General features: G+C 50.8%; 15 protein-coding genes. 12 read left to right on the forward strand and 3 right to left on the reverse strand.

Going from position 1 to position 22,262, the window contains the following annotated elements:
• The first annotated feature begins 43 nt into the window (after positions 1 to 43).
• Positions 44 to 1,507 (forward strand): DHA2 family efflux MFS transporter permease subunit, encoded by a 1,464-nt coding sequence (locus MKY59_RS12780; protein ID WP_236417043.1) that lies wholly within the window; start codon positions 44 to 46, stop codon positions 1,505 to 1,507.
• Positions 1,508 to 1,678: 171 nt separating this feature from the next.
• On the opposite strand, the gene MKY59_RS12785 is transcribed toward MKY59_RS12780, so the two are convergent.
• Positions 1,679 to 4,084, reverse strand: a complete 2,406-nt coding sequence (locus MKY59_RS12785; RefSeq protein ID WP_236416785.1) for a family 43 glycosylhydrolase — start codon at positions 4,082 to 4,084, stop codon at positions 1,679 to 1,681.
• A 385-nt stretch (positions 4,085 to 4,469) separates the two neighbouring features.
• On the opposite strand from MKY59_RS12785, the gene MKY59_RS12790 reads away from it, so the two are divergent.
• The 6 genes from MKY59_RS12790 (at position 4,470) to MKY59_RS12815 (ending at position 15,474) form a co-directional block, all read left to right on the forward strand.
• Positions 4,470 to 8,228, forward strand: a complete 3,759-nt coding sequence (locus MKY59_RS12790) for an alpha-L-arabinofuranosidase C-terminal domain-containing protein (protein ID WP_339277903.1) — start codon at positions 4,470 to 4,472, stop codon at positions 8,226 to 8,228.
• A 169-nt stretch (positions 8,229 to 8,397) separates the two neighbouring features.
• Positions 8,398 to 9,303: an ABC transporter permease subunit gene (locus MKY59_RS12795; RefSeq protein ID WP_236416787.1), complete on the forward strand. Its 906-nt coding sequence runs from the start codon at positions 8,398 to 8,400 to the stop codon at positions 9,301 to 9,303.
• Positions 9,304 to 9,320: 17 nt separating this feature from the next.
• A complete protein-coding gene (locus tag MKY59_RS12800; RefSeq protein WP_339277904.1) occupies positions 9,321 to 10,211 on the forward strand; it encodes a carbohydrate ABC transporter permease in 891 nt (296 codons plus the stop codon).
• A 77-nt stretch (positions 10,212 to 10,288) separates the two neighbouring features.
• Entirely contained in the window at positions 10,289 to 12,067 is a 1,779-nt protein-coding gene (locus tag MKY59_RS12805) for a histidine kinase (protein WP_339277905.1), read from the forward strand.
• Complete coding sequence (locus tag MKY59_RS12810) at positions 12,042 to 13,697, forward strand: response regulator (RefSeq protein ID WP_339277906.1); 1,656 nt, start codon at positions 12,042 to 12,044, stop codon at positions 13,695 to 13,697. Before MKY59_RS12805 ends, MKY59_RS12810 begins: the two co-directional genes overlap by 26 nt.
• A 133-nt stretch (positions 13,698 to 13,830) precedes the next feature.
• Positions 13,831 to 15,474, forward strand: coding sequence for an extracellular solute-binding protein (locus MKY59_RS12815; protein WP_339277907.1), 1,644 nt, complete (start codon positions 13,831 to 13,833; stop codon positions 15,472 to 15,474).
• 71 nt (positions 15,475 to 15,545) lie between these two features.
• Here the strand turns inward: MKY59_RS12815 and MKY59_RS12820 are convergent, their stop codons facing one another.
• Positions 15,546 to 15,674 carry a DUF4023 family protein gene (locus MKY59_RS12820; RefSeq protein ID WP_236416793.1) on the reverse strand — a complete coding sequence of 43 codons (129 nt, stop codon included), beginning with the start codon at positions 15,672 to 15,674 and terminating at the stop codon, positions 15,546 to 15,548.
• A gap of 215 nt (positions 15,675 to 15,889) precedes the next feature.
• Here MKY59_RS12820 and MKY59_RS12825 point away from each other — a divergent pair, with 215 nt between their 5' ends.
• Together MKY59_RS12825 and MKY59_RS12830 are read left to right on the forward strand one after the other, a co-directional pair.
• Positions 15,890 to 16,648 carry a helix-turn-helix domain-containing protein gene (locus MKY59_RS12825; protein WP_339277908.1) on the forward strand — a complete coding sequence of 253 codons (759 nt, stop codon included), beginning with the start codon at positions 15,890 to 15,892 and terminating at the stop codon, positions 16,646 to 16,648.
• Positions 16,649 to 16,743: 95 nt separating this feature from the next.
• Positions 16,744 to 17,907, forward strand: coding sequence for an MFS transporter (locus tag MKY59_RS12830; protein ID WP_339277909.1), 1,164 nt, complete (start codon positions 16,744 to 16,746; stop codon positions 17,905 to 17,907).
• Positions 17,908 to 18,123: 216 nt separating this feature from the next.
• Here the strand turns inward: MKY59_RS12830 and MKY59_RS12835 are convergent, their stop codons facing one another.
• Positions 18,124 to 19,575 (reverse strand): glycoside hydrolase family 1 protein, encoded by a 1,452-nt coding sequence (locus MKY59_RS12835; RefSeq protein WP_236416801.1) that lies wholly within the window; start codon positions 19,573 to 19,575, stop codon positions 18,124 to 18,126.
• Between the two features lie 168 nt (positions 19,576 to 19,743).
• Between MKY59_RS12835 and MKY59_RS12840 the strand changes: the two genes are divergently transcribed.
• From MKY59_RS12840 to MKY59_RS12850, 3 genes are all read left to right on the forward strand, one after another.
• Positions 19,744 to 20,712, forward strand: a complete 969-nt coding sequence (locus MKY59_RS12840) for a LacI family DNA-binding transcriptional regulator (RefSeq protein ID WP_339277910.1) — start codon at positions 19,744 to 19,746, stop codon at positions 20,710 to 20,712.
• A 168-nt stretch (positions 20,713 to 20,880) separates the two neighbouring features.
• Positions 20,881 to 21,177, forward strand: a complete 297-nt coding sequence (locus tag MKY59_RS12845; protein WP_236416803.1) for a DUF3817 domain-containing protein — start codon at positions 20,881 to 20,883, stop codon at positions 21,175 to 21,177.
• Between the two features lie 467 nt (positions 21,178 to 21,644).
• A complete protein-coding gene (locus MKY59_RS12850) occupies positions 21,645 to 22,250 on the forward strand; it encodes a pentapeptide repeat-containing protein (protein WP_339277911.1) in 606 nt (201 codons plus the stop codon).
• Positions 22,251 to 22,262: the final 12 nt, after the last annotated feature.

Raw genomic sequence — 22,262 nt, forward strand, 5'->3', positions numbered from 1 at the left:
GGAGGATGGGATTTTGGAGGCTTCCATGAAAGCTGGTTCAGCAATGAACCAACAAGAAACACAGCAGTACAAAGTGCTGCCGATTTTGTTCGCGATGCTGCTGAGCGGTTTTATCGGGCTATTCGGAGAAACTGCGCTGAACGTGGCATTGACGCCATTGATGGAATTGCTTGAGGTAGGACCGACAACGATTCAATGGTTGACGACAGGTTACCTGCTCGTTCTGGGTATTCTCGTTCCGGTGTCGGGGCTGCTGCTGCAATGGTTTACGACAAGACAGCTGTTTACGACATCGTTGATTTTCTCCATTGCAGGCACGCTGGTGGCCGCGATGGCTCCAAGCTTTGAAATGCTGCTGGTGGCCCGCGTTCTGCAAGCTGTGGGTACGGCCCTGTTGTTGCCGTTGATGTTTAATACGATTTTGGTTATTTTCCCTGTAGAACGACGCGGTTCCGCGATGGGGCTGATCGGTCTTGTCATCATGTTTGCTCCGGCCAGCGGCCCGAGCATTTCCGGTTTGATTTTGGCTAATTTGAGCTGGCACTGGATCTTCTGGATTTCGCTGCCGTTCTTCATTATCTCCTTGGTATGCGGATTGATGTTCCTGCCGAACATTTCGAAGTTGACCAAGCCCAAAATCGATGTGTTGTCGATCATTTTGTCCACGCTCGGTTTTGGCGGTATCGTATATGGCTTCAGCAGCGCAGGCGGTCATGGAGACGGCGGCGGAGGCTGGTCCAGCCCGGTTGTTATCGCCACACTGGCCGTAGGTGCGCTGTCCTTGCTGGTGTTCAGCATCAGACAGCTCAGAATGAGAGAGCCGATGATGGATATGCGCGCGTTTAAATTCCCGATGTTCACCATCGGTCTGATCCTGATCTTCATTTGTATGATGATGATGCTGTCGTCGATGCTGATCCTGCCGATGTATCTGCAGCAAGGGATGGCTGTGACGCCGTTGATGGCGGGTCTGGTGCTGCTGCCAGGCAGCTTGCTGAACGGATTTTTGTCGCCGGTCATGGGACGCCTGTTCGATAAATTCGGACCAAAATGGCTGGTGACGATCGGCCTTGCGATCGTTGCCGTTGTTCTGTTCATGTATACACGGATCGAACCGACAACATCCCTGGGCATGATCATCACGATGCATATCTTCATGATGATCGGCATTTCGATGATTATGATGCCTGCCCAAACGAATGGTCTGAATCAATTGCCGCCGGCGTATTATCCGCACGGTACGGCAATCATGAACACGCTGCAGCAGGTTTCGGGTGCCATCGGCACGGCCGTCGCTGTCAGCATTTTGGCTGCAGGCCAGCTGAGCTACCTTAAAGGCGTAAGCAATCCGGAAAGCCCGGAAAGTCAGCTTGCTGGTTTCACGTCCGGCGTGCAGCATGCGTTTATCTTTGCGCTTGTGCTTTGCTTGCTCGGCTTCGTGATCTCGTTCTTCGTAAAACGGGTGAAAGTGGGCGCGCAGCAAGGACAGCAAGGGCCGATGCATTAATACTCATCAGCTACCATAAGCAAAACGATGCTTTCCTTTAAAAGGAGAGCATCGTTTTTTGTGTTTTGAGAATTTAACGGAGGACCGTTCTTCACACCTTGGTATCGGTTTGGGCAATCGTGCGACATAACTAGCTATCTGTCAAGAATACATCTTGGGGATGCTTCCAGGTCAAGGCTTGGCAGCAGCCTGCGCCTTGATTTCTTTCTCCGTTAACGCTTTGTTATACACTTTGACCTGATCCAGAGATCCTTTGAAGTACGGATCTGCCTGATAACGGCTTTTGCCCAGGTAAGCTTCCGTCACGCGCAGCTGTTTCGGATTAAATGTAATCTCGGAGCTGCTGGCGACGAGTTGGCCATCCACGTACAGCTTGCCCGTATCTCCTTGCAGCGTTACCGTCACATGAACCCATTGGTTTGCCGGAAGCGCTTGATCCGCAATCAGGCTTTGGTCCCGGCCTTCGTCATGAATGGTGAATTGCAGCTTGCCATTATGCTGGGAAGGGGTGAGGAACATGTGCTGCGTCAACCCGCTGCCAAAGTCGAAAATGCGCTGCCAGGCGCCGCCGCTTTCCCAGTTCACCCAGGCGCTGAACGTAAAGTCCTCGGTATCGGTGATGATTCCCGGCAGATCGATGTAGCTGTCGGTGCCGTTGAATGCGGCAGCCTGGTTTTTGCGGCTCGCCGCCGAGCTTGTAACGTTATGAGCCTGACCGTGGTACCCGTTTTTGCTGATATCCTGAGCGATTTTATCCAGTTTCTTGTGATCGAATGCATATTCTGCGAGCAGAGGCCCTTTGACTTGTGCTGGCACGGTGATGTTAAAAACTTTGCTTGCCGACGCATCCCCGTTCTGAATCAGTGCGGTCAGTTTGACCTTGGCATCACCTTTGCCTGCTGCCGGACGTTTCACGGTACCCGTAGCAGACACAACGGAAGCGTTTGATGTTTTCCAAGTGATCGTCGTATTGTGTGTGCCTTTTACCGGAAGGTTCAGGTCAAAAAATACGTTTTTGGTATCGCCGAGATCGAGATCCGATTTGACCGCATTAACGATCTCCTCATTGTTCATGTCAGGGACTTTGCTGCCCCAGACCGCAACGCCGGTAGAAGAGAGGGCGCTGAACGTAAGGACCGTCTTCTCCGAACCTGCGTCCCATTCTTGCGTGAATACGCCTTCATAAGTTTGTCCGTTGGTTGTGAGGGTTACCTTGTTGTCTGCGCCGAGAGACCATGTGCCTGTGACAGCACCGGTTATTTTTCCGTCAGTCGTCAATTGCACGTTCTGGGAAGTTTTGATCGCAGCCGTGATCTCTTTCCCGTGATCCACCCATTTGTATTGTCCGGCAATCTTGTCGTTGCTCAATGACAGGGTTGCTTCCTGCGTCCCGGCATAACGATACGGGGAAACCACAGGCCATCCTTGGGAATTCATGTGCATCTCGTGCACCCGGACTTCATGCTCTTCGCCGCGACCCGGGAAGCGGGAGTGGAAGATCAGGAAGTGCTTGCCGGTTTCTTCGTCGTAATATGCGGAGTTATGTCCCGGCGAAACGTAGCCGATCCCTTGACCGGTGCCCGGGTCGCCAAGCTCTCTTTCGAACAGATAGTTGCCGACCAGTTTGACCGCATATGGCTCAATGGATCGATCGTCGAATAATGGTTTCTCTTTATCAGCTTTTACTTTGATCATATCGTTGCCTTCCGCATCGTAAAATGGCCCATCCGGTGTTTTGGAGCGTGCGATCCGGATGTTGTATCCGCCGTCCGCGCTTAGGCCGCCATAGGAAAGGAAAAGATAATAATAATCGGTTTCCGGGCTATATAACATATACGGAGCTTCAATCCGGCTGTGGTTGCCTCCCGTTAACTTTTTGCCGTATCCTTGCCCTGGGAGAGGTTTTCCGGTAGCTTCGTCCATTTCCAAAATAAAAATGCCGCCGGAATACGAGCCGTATACCATCCACAGCTTGCCGTCTTTGTCGTAAAAGACATCGGGGTCTACCACGTTCGGATGGATTGTGGCATCATATATGGTACCATCTTCGCTCGCTTCGCCCCACATGCCGGATTTCAGGATCAGTCCCTGATCCTTATAAGGGCCTTCGATGTTGTCGGCGACGGCTACACCCATGGCCGAACGAGGGGAATCTCCTTTGCATGCGTTATAATACATATAAAATTTGCCGTCCGACAACTGGATGACATCGGCCGCCCAGAGCGTATCGGACTGGGCCCACTCCAGCGCTTCGGCGAACTCCTTCGTGACGTTCGGAACGACAGGATTGCTGTCCGTAACCCCGGATGCAACCTCATCCCATTGGATCAAGTCTTTGGACTTGGCCACTTGCAGGTGAGAACCGAACACATAGTACGTATCGTCAACTTTGATCACGGAAGGGTCATGGACAGAGACATTACGGAATGCGGGTACCTGAGTTTCGCTGGTTTTGCTGGCAGCCTGCGAGGTTTGCTGGCTGGAAACCGGTGCCCCTTCTCCCAGTGCGGCAGCGGTGGACAAGGCAGGTGTGGCAAGTAATGCAGTGCTGAGTGCGACAGCCATATAACGTTTCATACGTTTCCCCTTTCTTGATGTGCAGTGGATAAAACCATTCGGCCGAACATGGCCAGAAATAAAATTTACGTGACTCCTCCTCCCAAAACTTGTTACTCAAGCGCTTTCATTCGTAGTGTACCAATTGATTTATATATTTGTAAATGATGAATTTTTTATAGCCTCAATCGAACCGGACGAAGGGTGATTTTCGAAATTCAAACGATTTCAGGGCGAAAACGACAAATTAAAGGCAATATTTGTGTTGAAAAACGATCCTGAAATGAGTAGTATAACTTGTGTGAAGGATATTTATATTTTTATTAATGATTTATGTTTATGTAAATTAAAAAAAGAAAAAGGATTCATTCATCCTTTCATTTGAGATCTGTACAGGAGGGCAATCATGAGCAATTACAAAGATCAGATCATTGCGCATTACAAGTTTGAGGACACGACGGGCATCGGCCAGGACAGCACATCCCGCGGGAATCACGCGGTACCTTCAGGCACCCACGAGCCGGCGCTTTCCGTAATCCAAGGGCGGACGGCGCTGTCCTTTGCGGGCGGCTCCAACGGTACGTCGTATTTGCAGCTGCCGCCCGATTTGCTTCGCGGTGTAAGCGATCACACCGGTTTGACCGTATCGGCATGGGTATACCTGGGCAGAGGCAGCAGCGTGTGGGAACGCCTGATCGATTTCGGCGGAGGAGATCAGCAGCCTTACCTGTTCCTCACCAGACAGATGCGCAGCGTGCTCAAGGCCGGCGACGAAATGATGATTCATCCGACCAAAGGGTTCGCCAACGGGGAATGGATGCATGTCGCCGTGTCGGTTACGGGTACGGAGGGCGGAACGCGAAGCCATGCCGGGGCGATCGTATACGTCAACGGGGAAATCGTGGCTAATGGCTCATTCAACCAAACCTCCAGCGGAAACTATGCCAAGTTAAGAAGCTGGTTTGAGACATTCTCGAATCCGGAATTCTACACGCAAAACTATATTGGCCGCTCCCAATTTGTCGATGATCCGGATTTGGAAGCAGCGATTTCCGATGTAAGGATTTACGAAGCAGGTTTGACCATGGATGAAGTCATCGAAGTGATGTGCGAATCGCTGACCGATGCGGAGATCGTGAAGCTGGCGGCAGAGAAATATCTGGTTTCACCCGCCAAAATCATCACCAATGACATTGCGCTCCCCGACTCGCTTCTGGGCGGGAAAGTACAGGTCGAATGGTCTTCGAGCAGACCTGAAGCCATAACGGGCCAAGGGAAGGTTCTTCCGATCGAGTCGGCTCACAGCGTCACGTTAAGCGCAGCATTGCGCACGGGCGAGCAGACATTGGAACGAAGCTTCGGCGTCTCGATCGTTCCGAAACATGTGCCGCCATACACGATTACGGTCCATGGGGATCAGAAGGTCGCCGATATTAGCGAAGTGATGTACGGTTTGTTTTACGAGGATATTAACAATGCCGCCGATGGCGGAATCTATGCGGAGCTTGTGCAAAACCGTTCATTCGAGTCGTTTGCATTCGATACCTATTCCTCCGCTTCCGGAGCATGTGGATGCTCAACCGGCCGCAATCGTGAGCCGTTGTTTGCATGGTCCGGAGATACCGACAAAATGATCATACAGAACAAAGGTGGATTAAACGAGCATTTTGGCGTCAAAGATCCCGAGGTCAACGCTTATTATGTGACGGTGCAGGGCGGTGCGGTCATTCGAAATCGCGGATTCGCGGATTCCAACCAGCATTGCGCCATGTCCATTCAAGCTGGGAAACAGTATGATTTCACCGTATGGGCCAAAGCTGAGGCTGCGGGACGGATCACCATCCAGCTGCAGGACGAAGCGGGGAATGCGGTGAGCGACGAGGTGTCCGTGCAGATCGAAGGTGGGAACAAGTGGAAGAAATATGGCGCCTCTTCCGATGCCGAACTGGTACTCACGGGCACGCAGAACGTATTGGGGCAGCTGGTTCTCACCTTCAGCGGCGATATTTCCGTCGACATGGTGTCCCTGATTCCGCGGGACGTGTGGGGGGAGGATCCCGATGAGCCAGGAATCTCCGCTTCGGCGCATGCCAATTACAAAGGGAACCCGAACTATAGACTGCGCAAAGATTTGGTGCAGGCACTCGTCGACATGCATCCCGCATTCCTGCGTTTCCCGGGCGGATGTATCTCCGAAGGTTCGTTTATTTGGGACAACGTGTACGACTGGAAAGATTCCGTCGGTCCGGTGGAGCTGCGGAAGGAAAATTACAATGTTTGGGGTTACATGATGACGATGGGCCTTGGCTATATGGAATATTTCCAATTGGCCGAAGACCTGAATGCCCTTCCGGTTCCGGTCATGGCATGCGGCGTTTTATGCCAGGCCCGTTCCGATTATGCCCATCCGGCAGGCGGCAAGCTGAGGGAATATTATATCAAAAACTTTACGGATTTGATCGATTTTGCGATCAGCACGGATATCGAGAACAACGAGTGGGCTGCAATTCGCAGCGAGATGGGGCACCCCGAGCCGTTTGATTTGCGTTATTTGGGCGTCGGGAACGAAAACTGGGGCACCGAGTTTTTTGCCAACTTCGAAGCGTTCAAGGCAGCGATCGACGACTACATGAAGCAGAACTACCCGGATCACGAACTGCACATCATTTCCACCGTCGGAGCTCAAGCCGATGACGATGCTTATCAGGAAGGATGGAAGTTCCTGAGCGGCAATCTGCAAGGATCGGCGCAAATCGCATTTGCGGACGGCAAGGAGATCATCGAAGAGAACGTCACGTGGTATAGCCGGCAAAGCAACTACATGGATACGATCGCCGACGAGCATTATTACCGTTCCAACGAATATTTGCTGAACAATGCCGACCGTTACAACTACTACAAGCGCGCCTATCATGAAGACGGCAGCATCAACTGGAAAGAAACGTCCAAGGTATTTGTGGGCGAGTATGCCTCCACGGACAAAAACACGCTGGCAGGTGCCGTGGCCGAGGCGGCCATCATCACCGGTTTCGAAAACAATGCCGACGTCGTGCGCATGGCCGCATACGCGCCGCTCTTCAACAAGGTGCTGACGGATGGAACATACCGCTGGACGCCGGACTGCATCTGGTTTGACGACGAGACGGTCTGGTTTACGCCGAATTACTACGTGCAGCAGCTGTTCGCCAAACATGTCGGGGAGCAAGTATTGGGAACGTCGTTCTCAACGTATAACAAAGGCAAAGAAGTGCAGCTCCAGCCGCGCGGCGGCATCGAGATCGCTACCGGCAGTGCAGACATCCTGGTGAAACGTGTCAAAGTGACGTCCAACGAGGATGGCCGCGTATTGTTCGAAGAACATTTTGCGGAATGCTCCGAGCCAAGCCGGGCCTGGGAAGCGATTGCCGGATCGGCAGGATACAGCCTGCAGGCCGGAAAAGGATTGCTGCTCAAAGCGCAGGACAGCGGACTTAACGGTCTCGTGATTCTGAACGAGGAATGGACCAACTATACGCTTGAAGTGGAAGCCAGCAGACTTGCGGGCGAAGACGGCTTCTATGTAGGCGTCGGTCTGACGGATGCTTCTCCGGAACAGAAGGATGTCATCGAATACGCCATCGGATACGGCGGCAGCGCGACAGGTGTCAAAGTGTACAAACAAGGGATCGAAGGGTACACGCTGGGCGACTATTCTTCCAGTACGGCAGCCGGCAACCTCAGAGCGGCGAATTACGAACCGCTGGAAGACAACACAAACTATGTCATTACGGTCAATTATGGCGGAGAAACAGGCAAAAACCTGATCTGCTCGTATACGGATGGCCGTACAACAAGCAAAGTGCTCGACTACAAGCTTGAAGCCTATAACCGCGATGTGTTCCATTCCGTAACGCGTGATGCAAACCATGTCTACGTGAAACTGGTCAATGCCGACGGAATGGAGAAGGCGACCAAAGTGGTGCTTGAACATCTGGATGTCCAGGCATCGGCACGATTAATCACCTTGAGCGGGGACGAAGAACTGGTGCATGTTCCGAATGTCAACCAAAAGAATGCGGAAAAAGTAGTTCCTCAAGAGAGCACCATCGAGCTTGACGGCGACTCCGTCGTTCTGCAATTGCCGGCCCAATCGGTCAGCGTATTGGTGCTTGATCGCAAGCTGTAATCGTTTCAATCGTTTCATAAGTTTGATGCAAAGGAACCGCGAATATCGCGGTTCCTTTGCGTTTTCACGACTCGAAGCGTGGTCAACAGAAGATACCCAAAGTCAACAGCCTCCACTACCTGCGGTTCCGGGTCTGCTCCTATAATTAGTGAGAAGGAGGAGACAGCATATGCGTTTGAATCACAAACAATGGGTACGTAACATCCCGCTTCATCTCATGATTCTGCCCGGATTGCTCATCATCATTGTATTCGGTTACATTCCGATGGCAGGACTCTCCATTGCCTTTCAAAACTTTTCTCCGATTGCCGGTTTCAAGAACATCAACTGGGTCGGAATGGACAATTTCAAGTACCTGCTCGATTTGCCCGGGTTTTGGCAGGTGGTTTGGAACACCGTGTTTATTTCCCTGATGAAAATCATTTCCGGCCTTGTCGTGCCGGTGCTCGTAGCTCTGCTCTTGAACGAAGTGCGCCGCAGCGGATTCAAGCGGACGATTCAGACCGTCATTTACATGCCTCACTTTTTCTCCTGGGTCATTTTGGCCGGCATCATTGTGGATGTGCTGTCCCCGAGCAGCGGGATCGTGAACATGTTGTTGAAGGCCATCGGCATGGAGCCGATACAGTTTCTGGCAAGCAATGACTGGTTCCCGTACATACTCGTCATCACGGATCAATGGAAAGAGTTCGGATTCGGAACGATCATCTACCTTGCGGCACTGACAAGCATCGACAAATCGTTATACGAAGCAGCCGTCATGGACGGGGCGGGCAGATGGAAGCAAACGTGGCACATTACGCTGCCCGGCATACGCCCAATCATCATTTTGATGGTTACGCTCAGTCTGGGGAACGTGCTTAATGGGGGATTCGACCAAGTATTCAACTTGTACAATCCGCTCGTTTATGAATCCGGAGACATTCTGGACACGATGATCTATCGCATCGGTTTGCAGGATGCGCAGTATTCGGTGTCCACCGCACTCGGACTAATCAAATCGGTGGTATCCTTCGTATTTATCGGACTTGGTTATTACCTTGCATACAGGTTCGCCAATTACCGGATCTTTTAGAAAGGGGGCAGAGCACCATGCACCATACGTCGAGAGCTTATCGTTGGTTTCTGGGATTCAACTATGTCATTCTGACCCTGCTTGCGCTGTTGTGCCTGTTTCCCATCGTAAACATATTGGCCATTTCCTTCAGTTCAAGTGATGCGGTCAAAGCAGGGGGCGTGACGTTTTGGCCGGTCGATTTCACCTTCTCATCGTATCAATACATTTTGGAGAACAAGCAGTTTCTGAATTCGTTCGGAACAAGTTTGCTTCGCGTCGTGCTCGGCGTGGCCATCAATCTGATTTTTACGGTGCTCGTGGCCTATCCGCTCTCCAAGGAGGCTGCCCGTTTTCGTTCGAGAACGGCGTATGCCTGGATCTTTGTATTTACGATGCTGTTCAGCGGCGGCTTGATTCCAGGGTATTTGGTCGTTAAGGAAACAGGGCTGCTGGACTCCATCTGGGCACTTATTCTGCCGGGAGCGGTTCCGATCTTCAACGTGCTGCTCATGCTCAATTTTTTCCGGGGATTGCCGAAGGAATTGGAGGAAGCCTCGTGGATGGATGGCGCAGGCCACTTCCGAACGCTGTGGAGCATATACTTGCCCATCTCGCTTCCAAGCATCGCGACCATTACGCTGTTTGCGATGGTAGGGCATTGGAATGCCTGGTTTGACGGCATGATCTACATGAAAAATCCTGAGCATTATCCGCTCGCCACCTATTTGCAATCCATGCTGCAGCAGGTGACGATGATTCAAACCGATTCGATGACGCTGGAGGATGCCACGCTGCTGAGCCAGGTATCGGACAGGACTACGCAGGCGTCCCAGATTTTCTTATCCGTTATTCCGATTTTGCTCGTGTATCCGTTCTTGCAAAGGTATTTCGTGCATGGACTTGTTGTCGGCAGCGTGAAGGGATAAGATCGGGAAGAGGAGAAGCACAGGAAGGAGCCGATACCCGGCTCCTTTTTGGTCCTTGGAGGGGGGCTCATGAACATATGAGGCATTTTTGGGGGAACTGGCGGAGCCGGTCCATCGTGGTAAAGCTGATGATTGCTTTTGTGCTTGTCATGCTGCCGCTGTATGTGATTAGCATGGTGATTACGTACAGCAGCTCCAAACAGATGCAGTCCGAGGTGGAAACGGCACATGAATCCAAACTTCATTTCTACCACAATCATCTGCAATTCGAATTGGAGCGGATGAGCGACCTGATCAACGAATTTTCATTTGACGAACAAATGTCCACATTAAGCACGAGAGCGGCCATTATGAGCGGATACGAAGTAACGGCGAGCTTAAACAACATTCATCAAAAACTGAAACAGATTATGGTCACGAGTCCTTACATCAACGATGTGGTGTATTATGTGCCAGGCCTCCACAAACGAGTCAGCGCGGTTGACGGAATCCGCAGCGTGGAGGATGAAGAATGGAAGGAGCTTTTGGCAACGATGGGCAACTTGAACGGCGAGCTCTCTTCCTGGAATGACGATCTTTACTTTCTCAAAAGCAACCCCTATAACATGAATCATGAGGAAGCGCCCAACTTTATTTTAGGAATACGTTTGTCTGCCGATGAATTCAAGCATAGACTGCAGCAGCTGTCCGATAGTGGCGGAAGCGAGCTTACGTTAAGCTTTGGCCAAGGACGGGACATGTTTATTTCTTCTGCGGATGATGCGATCGACGCTTTGGAAGTCCATTGGCCGGACGAGCTGCCGGTTCAGGATTCACCGCTGGTGACGAGGTCTGCGGCAGGTGACATGCTGCATTATACGCTGTATGATGCGGAGCATTATTTTGCATTAACCTCAAGCATTGCCGAATCGGTGCTCGAAGCCCCGCTTGAACAATACAAACTCTGGTTGTGGGTGACAACCTTGATTTCCATTGTCATTATTATCGCGTTCTCGCTGTCCATCTACAAATCGATTCATAAACCGTTGTCTGCGCTGGTCAAAGGGTTCAGGATGGCGGAGCAAGGACAAACCGACGTGCGCATTCCGCACTCCCGCAGAGATGAATTCGGTTATTTATACTCCCGCTTCAACCATATGATAGAGCGCTTACATGCTTTGATTGAAGAAAATTATGTAGCGCGAATCCGGACAAGCGAGGCCGAGCTGAAGCATCTTCAGTCCCAGATTCAGCCTCATTTTCTGTACAACAGCTTGTTTAGCATCAAACAGATGGCCGAGGTGGAAAACGTGGAGCTCATTCAGGAGTTCACGGATTATTTGGGGCAATACTTCCGTTATATGTCGCGGGATTCGCAAACCGAGGTTTCGTTAAAAGAGGAAATTCAACATGCGCAGATTTACGCAGCGATTCAGAAGATCCGGTTTGGTCCGCGAGTGCAATTGCAAATGGAAGAAATGAATCTCGAATATGGGAAAATCGCGGTCCCCAGGGTTACGATCCAACCTATTGTCGAAAACGTCTTTGAACATGCATTGTCGAAACGCAGCCGTGGCGGCATCTTGAAAATGTCTTACCAAACCTCGCCGGACAAGCTATCGATCCTCATTGAAGACGACGGGGACGATTTGAGCGAAGTGGCCATGGATCGGCTGCGGCTGTCGCTGCAGCACACCGCGGCGAGGCATGATGAAGGAGAAATTACGGGGTTGCTCAATGTCAATCAACGACTGCGAATCAGGTTTGGACCGGAATACGGGCTGGCAGCCGAGCGCAGTGACCTTGGCGGATTACGCATCATTATAAGCGTTCCATGGAAAGGAGAGAATCATGATGCAGCGCATGCTGATCGTTGATGATGAACCTGTCATATTGGATGGACTTTATGCTTATTTTCAGAAAGCCGAGTTTCAAGATATGGAAATTATTAAAGCGTACTCTGCTCTGGAAGCGATTGAATGGTTAAATACGGTGAAGATCGACCTGGTACTGAGTGACATATGTATGCCAGGCATGGACGGAATGGAGCTGATCGAACAAATCATGGACCGCTGGCCGAGATGCAAAATACTGCTGCTGACCGGCCATAACGAGTTCGACTACGCCCATCAAGCTATTCGCAATCCTTGTGTTGTCGATTATTTGCTCAAGACAGAGGGCATGGCGCAGATCCGTGCCGCCGTGGAGCACGCCCTGCAATTGATCGCTGAAGAGAACGATTTCCGTTACCAGAATGCCTGGTTCCGCAGCAAGCTGCCCCGTGCACTGCCTCAGCTGCAGCGCCAGCTGCTGGTCGACGTCATCAAAAGAACCGGGCGGCAAGACGCTGCGCTGCAGGAGGAGTTCGATGCCGTGCAGCTTCCGTTCAGATCGGATGAGCCAGTCGTCCCCGTGATCATCCGCGTGGAACAGTGGAATACGTATCAAACCCAGACAGACCGCGGTCTAATTCGATATGCGGTAGCCAATGTCGCCGAGGAGCTGCTGATGGATAAATCGGTGGTCAAAGCCGTTGAGCTTGATTACCAATGCATCGTTTGCCTTGTGCAGCCACCGGCGCAGCAGCCCGCTGTGCCAAATGGGCAGATGCTGCGCGAGCGAACCCGGCGTTTCGTCAACGGCACGTTGGAATCGGTGCAGCAATCCTGCGCGGATTGCCTGAAATTGTCCGTTTCCATTATGGTGAGCGAGCAGGAAGTGGAGTGGTCCGAACTTCATCAGGCGATTCTTCAATTAAGGCTTTCCATCCATGAAAGCCCAGGCTTCGGTATGGAGAAGCTGCTTCGTGTCGATGTAGCGCAGCAGTTGAGCCAAACGCAAAACCTGTTGAACCAGCAAGCCGTGACGGCATTGCATTTGGAACAGACGAGCCAACGGATTGCGAGCGGAGACAGAGAGTGGGCGGCATCGTTTCACAAATGGGTGGATTCGGCCAAAGACGGTATCCAGGATCCGTTCTACCGTTTGAAGGTTTACACGGAAGCGGCGCATCGGCTGCTTGATCTGCTGCATGATTTGGGACTGCATGACTCTGCCTTGCAGGAGATCTCGCTGTCCCGCATGCTGGATTTCAATATAGATACGCCATGGCCGGAGTTGGTGGCCTTCTATGAGTCTGCCTTCGAATGGATCATTTCCAAACGAGTCGATACACGCGTGAATGATCAATCGCAAATTTTGAATACGATTCATCATTATATCCGGCTTCATTTGGAGCACGATCTTTCTTTAACCCGGATTGCCCAAGAGGTTTCGCTTAACCCGTCATATCTTTCCCGTTGGTACAAACGCGTGACAGGAAAGGGGATTTCCGATTACATTCATGAACGGAGAATCGCACGAAGCAAAGAGCTGCTGCTCGGTTCGGCCTGCAAAATGCATGAAATCTCCGCCAAGGTCGGCTTTAGCGACCAGCATTATTTTTACCGTTTTTTCAAAAAAGCCGTCGGCTGCACCCCGCAGGAGTATCGGGACCAGAAAGCATAACGAAAGATAGCAGGCTCAGTCTGAAATGGTCAATCAAAGATACCAGATGTCAACGCTGCCCACTCGAACTGACAGCGCTTTCTTAATACAATGAACACATACCTCGGGAGAGGACACACAAAGGGGGATATGCATGAACAAGTCTTTGAAGAAACTATCGCTATTGACGTTATCCATGCTTCTGGCCACTACGCTTGCTGCCTGTTCATCGGGTGCGGGGTCGGCGGAAAATGAAACGGGACAAAGCGCACCGCAGGATGCCGGCGGACCGCTGACCAAATACGATCCACCCATCAAGCTAACCTCAACGATGAACGAAACGGGAAAAGAATCGCTGGCCGAAGGAGATACGCATACCGACAACATTTGGATCAGGGGCTACAAGGATGAGCTCGGCATCGAGGTGTCCTACGACTGGATCGTGCCGGATGCCAACTATAACGACAAAATGAACGTGACGTTGGCCAGCGGCGATCTGCCTGACGTATTGAAAGTCAGCGCGGTTCAGTTCGAGCAGCTGTACGAAGCGGGCATGCTGGAAGATTTGACGGAAGTGTACGACAAGTATGCATCCGACTTGGTGAAAGAGTTTATGTCTGCGGAAGATGGAGCTGGACTCAAGCCTGTAACCAAAGACGGCAAAATTTACGCCATGGTCAGCTTCCCGGGTTCCCTGGACTCGTCGGACATGATCTGGATTCGCCAGGATTGGCTCAAAAAGGTCGGGCTTGAAGCACCGAAATCGATGCAGGATGTCATCAAAATCGCCGAAGCCTTCACTTTTGAAGATCCGGACGGAAATGGAAAAAACGACACTTACGGCATTGCGCTGAACAAGGATTTGCCGATCAACGGTTTCCTGCTCGGTTACCACGGTTATCTGGAAACCTGGATCAAGGATTCGTCCGGACAGGTCGTTAACGGAACGATTCAGCCGGAAGTCAAGGCAGGTCTGGCCGAGCTGCAAAACCTGTACAAAAAAGGCGTGATCGATCCGGAGTTCGGGGTTAAAGATTTCGCCAAAATGATGGAAGACGTCAACGCGGGCAAAGCCGGCATGTTTTTCCTGCCGCAGTGGGCACCATTCCAAGTAAGCAGCATGATCAAAAAGGATCAAAACGTCGATTGGATGCCGTATCCGGTACAATCGATCGACGACCAACCGGCAAAAACGCAAAACCATCTAAGCTTGGGCGGCATCTTTGCCGTGCGTAAAGGGTACGAACATCCTGAAGCACTGGTGAAGCTGCTCAACTTCCAGGCTGAAAAAATGTTCGGCGAGTCGGCCGAGAAGGAACGGGCAGCGTACTTGAACGGGCTAACGGGTCTGGGCTTCCACAATGCGACCGTATCCAATCTGCCTGCCAACAAAAACGTCGTAGCCCAGGATGAAGTCGAAAAAGCGATTGAAACGGGCGACACGTCCGGTCTTGGACTGGAAGCGAAGTTGTTCTATGACGACATTATGGATTACCGGAACGGCAATCTCGATAAATGGCATATGGAACGCATTTTTGGACCGGAAAGCTCTCAGGGCGTCATCAAATATTATCGGGATAACGACCTGATCGTCATGAACGAATTCATCTACGCGCCAACAAAAACGATGAATACCAAATCCGCGACGCTGGATAAACTGCGGGCCGAGACGTTCCTGAAAATCATTTACGGCAACTTGTCCATCGATGAGTTCGACAATTTCGTGGCGAACTGGAAAAAGCTCGGCGGGGATCAAATCACGCAGGAAGTGAACGAAGTCATCAATGCGAGCAAATAACAAATGGATCGGGAAAAAGGGGCGCCGCGACTTGCGGAGCCTCCTTTTTTTGAGGCTAAGAAAAGAAAGGCCTACTTGTTCGTGGCATGCTGCTTGGAGGGAAGCTTGTCTCCTGGCGTACCTTTGCCGTTATTTTTGTTGCGGCGGGCTTTTTCCTGGTTTTCATTTACTTTTTGCACGAATTCCCGGGTGCTTTCCATGTGCAGGTTCAGCTCCTTTGGCATGTTGTATTGGCGTAGGTGTAACAGGATTTTAATATAACCTGATCATGTTCATTCTATGAGAAGATCGAACGTTTTCATGCGGATGAGGAGCAAACACAGACCCTGGGAAATGGATGGAAACTGGACTTTCATGGACAGGCCGTCTACACTGGATGTACCGAGTTATATAAAAGGGAGTGCCCATAAATACGATGCTGCAAAAATTCGGTTTTACCCAGTACGAAAGCCAGGTCTATGAAGCGATCATGGCTCGCGAAGAACCGCTCGATGCAACAACGATCGTCAACTATTCAAACGTGCCCAAGGCCAAAATTTACGAAGTGCTGAATCGGCTGATCGACAAAGGCGCGGTTCTGACCACGATGCATGGCAAGAAAAAATTGTATATGGCCGTTGATCTGCAATCCATCATCCTTAAACTCAAGACTGACTTCGAAAAGGACCTGGAGGAGCTGAAAAGCTATCACGTCAAACGCAGTTTTGACGACGAGCACATCTGGACGCTGAAAGACGAAAGCGCCATTGCTTCCCAAATCGAACAGCTCATGATCGAAGCGGAATCGTCGATTATTTTTCTCGCTTGGAACGAGCATATGGAAAAGTATAAATCACTGTTGGAACAGAAAGAAGCTCAGGGGCTTCATGTTGAAGTGCTGGCCGTTGGCGGGTTGCAAACGACGCTGGCGAACCGCTATTCCCTGATTCATACCTTGGAAGGGAACAGGCTTGAGCCATTGCAGCTGCTGATCGTGGACGAAACGTATTTACTCTTTGCGGGCATGGAGCATGATGCGTGGAAAGCGATCAAAACGATGTCCAAGCCGATTGTCAAAGCGCTGACCGATTATTTCTATCATGACGTTGCGCTGGCGCAAATCACCAAAAAATACGGGGAACAATTGCTTCAGGATGAAGAAATATCCAAGCTGCTTGCACGTCTCATTTATTGAAAAGTTATTCCGCACAGGAATAGCTTTTTTTAGTTGTTGAAATCCTCCGGATGTTGGGTTACTATCGTAGTTGTAACTTTATAGGGGGAATCGTTTTGAATAAAAAAGTATACGTTCTGGCCATTGCGGCGTTTGTGGTGGGAACCGTTGAACTCATTTTGGGCGGAATTTTGGATTTGATCGCTGAGGATCTTCATATTACGCTGACGCAAGCAGGATACTTCATCTCGATGTTTTCGCTGGTGTATGCAATCTCGGCTCCGATCTTGCTTAACGTAACAGCAAAATACGAGCGTAAAAAGGTCTACATGTGGAGTTTGTTCATGTTTATGATCAGCAATGTGATCTCGGGGCTCAGCCACAGCTTTGGGATGCTCATGTTGGGCAGGGCGCTTGGCGCAGCTACGGGATCGCTTATTTTTGTATTGTCGCTGACAATGGCGGCACGCATCGTCAAACCTGAATACAAAGGGCGTGCAGTAGGGACGATTACGATGGGGGGAAGTGCTTCTCTGATTGTAGGCGTGCCTTTGGGCATATTTATCGGCAATGCGGCGGGGTGGCGCGAAGTGTTTCTGCTTATTGCGGTGCTGACAGGAATAGTTATGGTTGCGGTGGGATTCACGATGGGGAGGATGCAGCCGGTTCCGGCCGTGCCGCTTCGAAAACAGTTCACTGCACTGATGAATCCCAAAATGGCCGCGATCCATCTGACCACCTTGCTGGTGCTGGCCGGGCACTTGACGATGTATGCGTACTTTACGCCGTTTCTACAGGAAACGATCGGTGCGAGTTCAACGATGGTGACGTGGGTTTACGTCATGTTCGGCATTGCAGCCGTTGCCGGCGGCGGCATGGGCGGTGCGCTAAGCGACCGTATTCATCCTGCCAAAGCCATTGTTGGCGTGCTTATTCCTTTTATGGCAAGCATGGCGATTGTGCCGTTTAGCGGAGAGATGCCGCTGATTCTTTGTATGCTGCTCCTCGGCGTATGGGGGGCGTTAAGCTGGACGGTTACGCCTGTGCAGAACAGCTTGATCATCAAATCCGCACCGGCAGAAGCCGAAACGCTGATCAGCACCAACTCGGGCATTGCGCATGCAGGCATTGCGCTCGGAACCTTTATCGGCGGCCAGGTGATTGAGCGTTCATCTGTCGTTTATACAGGATGGGTCGGAGCGGTGCTTGTACTGCTTGGCCTGGGAGCTGCATTGTTTGCCATTAGCTGGAAGGAGCATGCTGCCCAGACGGTGGCTTGAGTTGAGTAAGGTTAGTACACAAGTTTATCCCATTGTTGGTTCAACCATATTTCTCTGGCTGCTTCGGGCTCCTGATGGTAATTAATGTTTTTAGCTGTGTTTAGAAGCCAAAAGTTGAATCAATGGCGTAATCGAAAAATAATAAAGCGCAGTTCCAACCTATATGGCGGAACTGCGCTTTGCTTTTGTAGTTCAATGCTGAAACCCTACGGATCATTAAGCTTTCAGGCTTTTGCCGTTTGTTGCAATGACTTCTTTGTACCAGTTGAACGATTTCTTTTTGTAACGTTCCAGTGTGCCGGAGCCATCGTCATGACGGTCTACGTAGATGAAGCCGTAGCGTTTTTTCAGCTGCGCCGTCGATGCGCTGACGAGGTCGATGCAGCCCCATGTCGTATAGCCCATGACTTCGACGCCGTCTTCGATCGCTTCGCCGACCTGCACGAGGTGATCGTTCAGGTAGTTGATGCGGTAGTCGTCTTCGACGGTTTTTTCGCCCTTGTCGTTCACGATCAGCTCGTCCACCGCGCCAAGGCCGTTTTCTACGATGAACAGCGGTTTCTGGTATCTGTCCCAGAACGAGTTCAGCACGTAGCGCAGGCCTTGCGGATCAATTTGCCAGCCCCATTCGCTTGCCTGCAGGTGAGGGTTCGGCACGCCGCCAAGCAGGTTGCCTTCGCCTTTGATTTTTTTCGCAGGATCGGCCGTCTCGCAGATGCTCATGTAATAGCTGAAGGAAATGAAATCAACCGTATGTTTCAGCGCTTCCTCGTCCCCTGGCTCGAAATGGATCTGGATGCCGTTTTCACGCAGGTAACGCTTCATGTACCCCGGATATTGGCCGCGAACGTGGATGTCGGCGAAAGCCATGTTTTTGTGGTCAGACTCCATCGCTTGAATGACATCGTCCGGGCTTGGAGTCAGCGGGTAGATCGGCATGCTGAGCACCATGCAGCCGATCTTGAATTCAGGATTGATCTCATGACCGATTTTGACCGTTTTCGCGCTGGCTACCAGCTCGTGGTGGATTGCTTGGTAAAGGTCCTGTTTGCTCAGCTGCTTCTTCGGCGTAGAGATGCCTCCGCTCATGAACGGCGCTTCGAGAATCGAGTTGATCTCGTTGAACGTCAGCCAGTATTTGACCTTGTCCTTGTAACGCTTGAATACCGTCGTTGCATAGTTCACGTAGAAGTCGACCATTTTGCGGTTGACCCAGCCGTCGTACTCGCGGGACAGGTGCAGCGGCGTCTCGTAGTGGGAGATCGTGACCAGCGGCTCGATGCCGTATTTATGGCACTCGTCGAACAGGTCGTCGTAGAATTTCAGGCCTGCTTCGTTCGGCTCCGTCTCGTCGCCTTTAGGGAAAATGCGGGACCAGGCGATGGAAGTACGGAACACTTTGAAGCCCATCTCGGCGAACAGCTTCACGTCTTCTTTATATCGGTTATAGAAATCGATGCCGATCAGCTTCATATTGTCTTCTGTCGGCGTCTCCGTGATCACCGGGTCGCCATCGTGCGCCCCGATGCCGCCTTTTGGCGTGACGTCCTGGATGGACCAGCCTTTACCGTCTTGTTCGTAAGCGCCTTCGAGCTGGTTCGCCGCTACCGCGCCGCCCCACAAAAAGTTTTCGGGAAAGTTGTATGTTTTGTTTTGCGAGTTGCTCATCAATATCTCTCCATTTCGTCATGAAGTCATCTTGGTGCAAATCACTGCACAAAAAAAGCTTAAACGTTGTAACGGGTTCCACGTCAAGTTTTACTTTTACTTTTTTTTTGAGGCATACTTAAGGTATGCTAAGATACGACAAAGTAAGGTGGCAAGAAAGGAGCCGGGATGTCGAAGTTTAACGAAATTATGAAGCGGTCGGGATATTCCAAGGCGACCGTATCCAGAGTCATCAACCATTCGCCTCATGTTAGCGATGAAGCCAGACAGAAGATTACGGAAATCATGAATCAACTCAATTATATTCCTAACCGAAATGCCGTCTCGTTATCCACGGGACGTACCAAACAGATCGGGATTGTGACTTCCGCCACGGGAGATGTCATTCTTTCATTCATGAATCAATTTGTGGATACGGCTATGGATTACGGTTATCAAACTATTATCTATACTTCCCGCGGGGATAAAGAAATCGAGCTGCAGGCGTTTGAAGATCTGCGCAGCAAAAGGGTGGACGGTATCGTCATCATCGCCTGCGTCAATGATCCGAGAATGCTCAAAAAGTATTGCCAATATGGTCCCATCGTATCCTGGCAGCGCATGGGCAATGACGAGATCACTTCCGTTGCGATGGATCAAGCCGAAGGGTACCGGTTGGCGCTGGAACATCTCGTATCCAGGGGGTACACGCAGATTGCCAATATGTTCGGCAGAGTGGAGAGTCTTAACATTCAGAGCAGACGCAGGGCGTATGAAACATTTATGGAAAGCCGGGGTCTGCCCGTGCGCAAGGACTGGTACCAATATTCCGTATATTCGGCATCGGACGGCGAGCAAGCGCTGCGCCGGCTTCACGAAAGTCGGGAAATGCCCCAGGCGATTCTGTGCTCCAATGATTATGCGGCGATCGGCATTTTGAGCGAGGCTCGCAGAAGGAACATCAAGGTGCCCGAACAACTGGCCATCGTGGGATTCGACGACATCGAGCTGTCCCGGGTGCTTGGCATCACGACGATTCGCAACCCGATCGCAGCTCAAGCAACGAACGCTTTCTACCATTTGTGGGCCGTGCTTGGCGGGCAAAAGCTGACACACGAAAGCCTGAAATACGAACTGATCGAACGCGAAACGAGCTGACATTCAACAATTATTCAAATTTGAAGCATTTCCGGGCGGTTGTGATGCGGTATACTGAACTGGAGTTTCACGATGCTGACTTTTATGGAAGGCTGGCAAGTGAAACTTAAGCATCATGTTACAAGTTACATATTTCACAAACCCCGACCCGGAAAGGTGAGATTGAACGTGTTGAAGACCGTGACAGGCCGTTTCAGAATTGCAGCGTTATTGGAAGGAATCTCTTTTTTACTCTTAGTCGTTGTGGCGATGCCGCTTAAGTATCTGGCCGACATATCTTCCCCGGTCGCCATTGTGGGCGCGATCCACGGCATTTTGTTCCCATTATACTTGATTGCCCTTGCACATTTGGCTGTCGTTCATCGTTGGAAGGCTTCATATTGGATCATGGGGCTGCTTGCGGGCGTGCTTCCGTTTGGCACGTTTGTGTTCGATTCCTATCTCAAAAAAAGAGACTGGAAATAAGGACAGACGGAATTAGTCTTGTTCATATGAAACTAAAAAAAAACGGAATAAAGGTGACTATATACCCTGATTTGAACGGTGTTAGTCGCCTTTTTTGCGTGTAAGGCATCTATATAGGTTGAACTAGAAATATACACGAAAACGGAGAGGGCAGAAAGAATCTGGAGAAGCGGAGCGTTCTAAAAGCTTTCTGAAAGAAAGCTGCATCGTAAGCATAGGCTGTTCACCAGATTTCCTCCTTAACTAAAGGGATTCAAAAAATCCGGGGATAACAGCGATCGGAAAATGGTTCTGACCACGTAGTGGCTCCGTGTAAAAATGATGGGTTCGATTTATTATGTCGAAAATAAAGAAATTGACTTTCCCGGACGTTTGTGCAGGTGCTTGACAGGGGTGTGTTATATTAAGGGAAACGTCGATTGGCGTGCGTTTTAAGATCAATCAAGATCGTATTGTGGGAGGATATCGTGTATCAGTACAAGGATCGGGAATACGAAGACGTCCGTTTTGACGGGCAGGATTTGAGATATGGAGAATTGACAGGCTGTATTTTCATCAAATGCACCTTCATGAATACCTCGCTCGAAGAGATCGAGACGAACGGATGTCGTTTCATCGAGTGCGATTTCAGAGGGGCCGCGCTGAATGGATCGTTCCATACGGAGACTGCTTTTGAGAACTGCTCGTTTGGCGGTGCGAACCTGTTTGTTTCCAAGTTTACCGACTGCAAAATGACCGGCTCCGACTTTTCGGGCGCTCAGTTGGATGGTATTACGTTGGCGGGAGGCGACTGGTCATATACCAATTTCAGACATGCCCGGCTGGGAAAACAAGATTTGCGGGGCATCCGCTTCTATGAAGCCGATTTATCGGATGTTGACCTGGGCAAAGCGGATTTGCGGGATTGCGATTTGACGCGCGTTACGCTAAGCAGGGCCAAACTGACAGGTGCCGACCTTCGCGGCGCGAATCTGGAGGGCATCGACCTGAAATCGCTCGATATCAAAGGCACGCGGATGGATCGGGAACAGGCGGTACTGTTCATGCGTTCCTTTGGCGCGAAGGTCGATTAACGATACTTATCC

It is taken from the genome of Paenibacillus sp. FSL W8-0426 (assembly GCF_037969725.1).
Classification (GTDB): Bacteria; Bacillota; Bacilli; order Paenibacillales; family Paenibacillaceae; genus Paenibacillus; species Paenibacillus hubeiensis.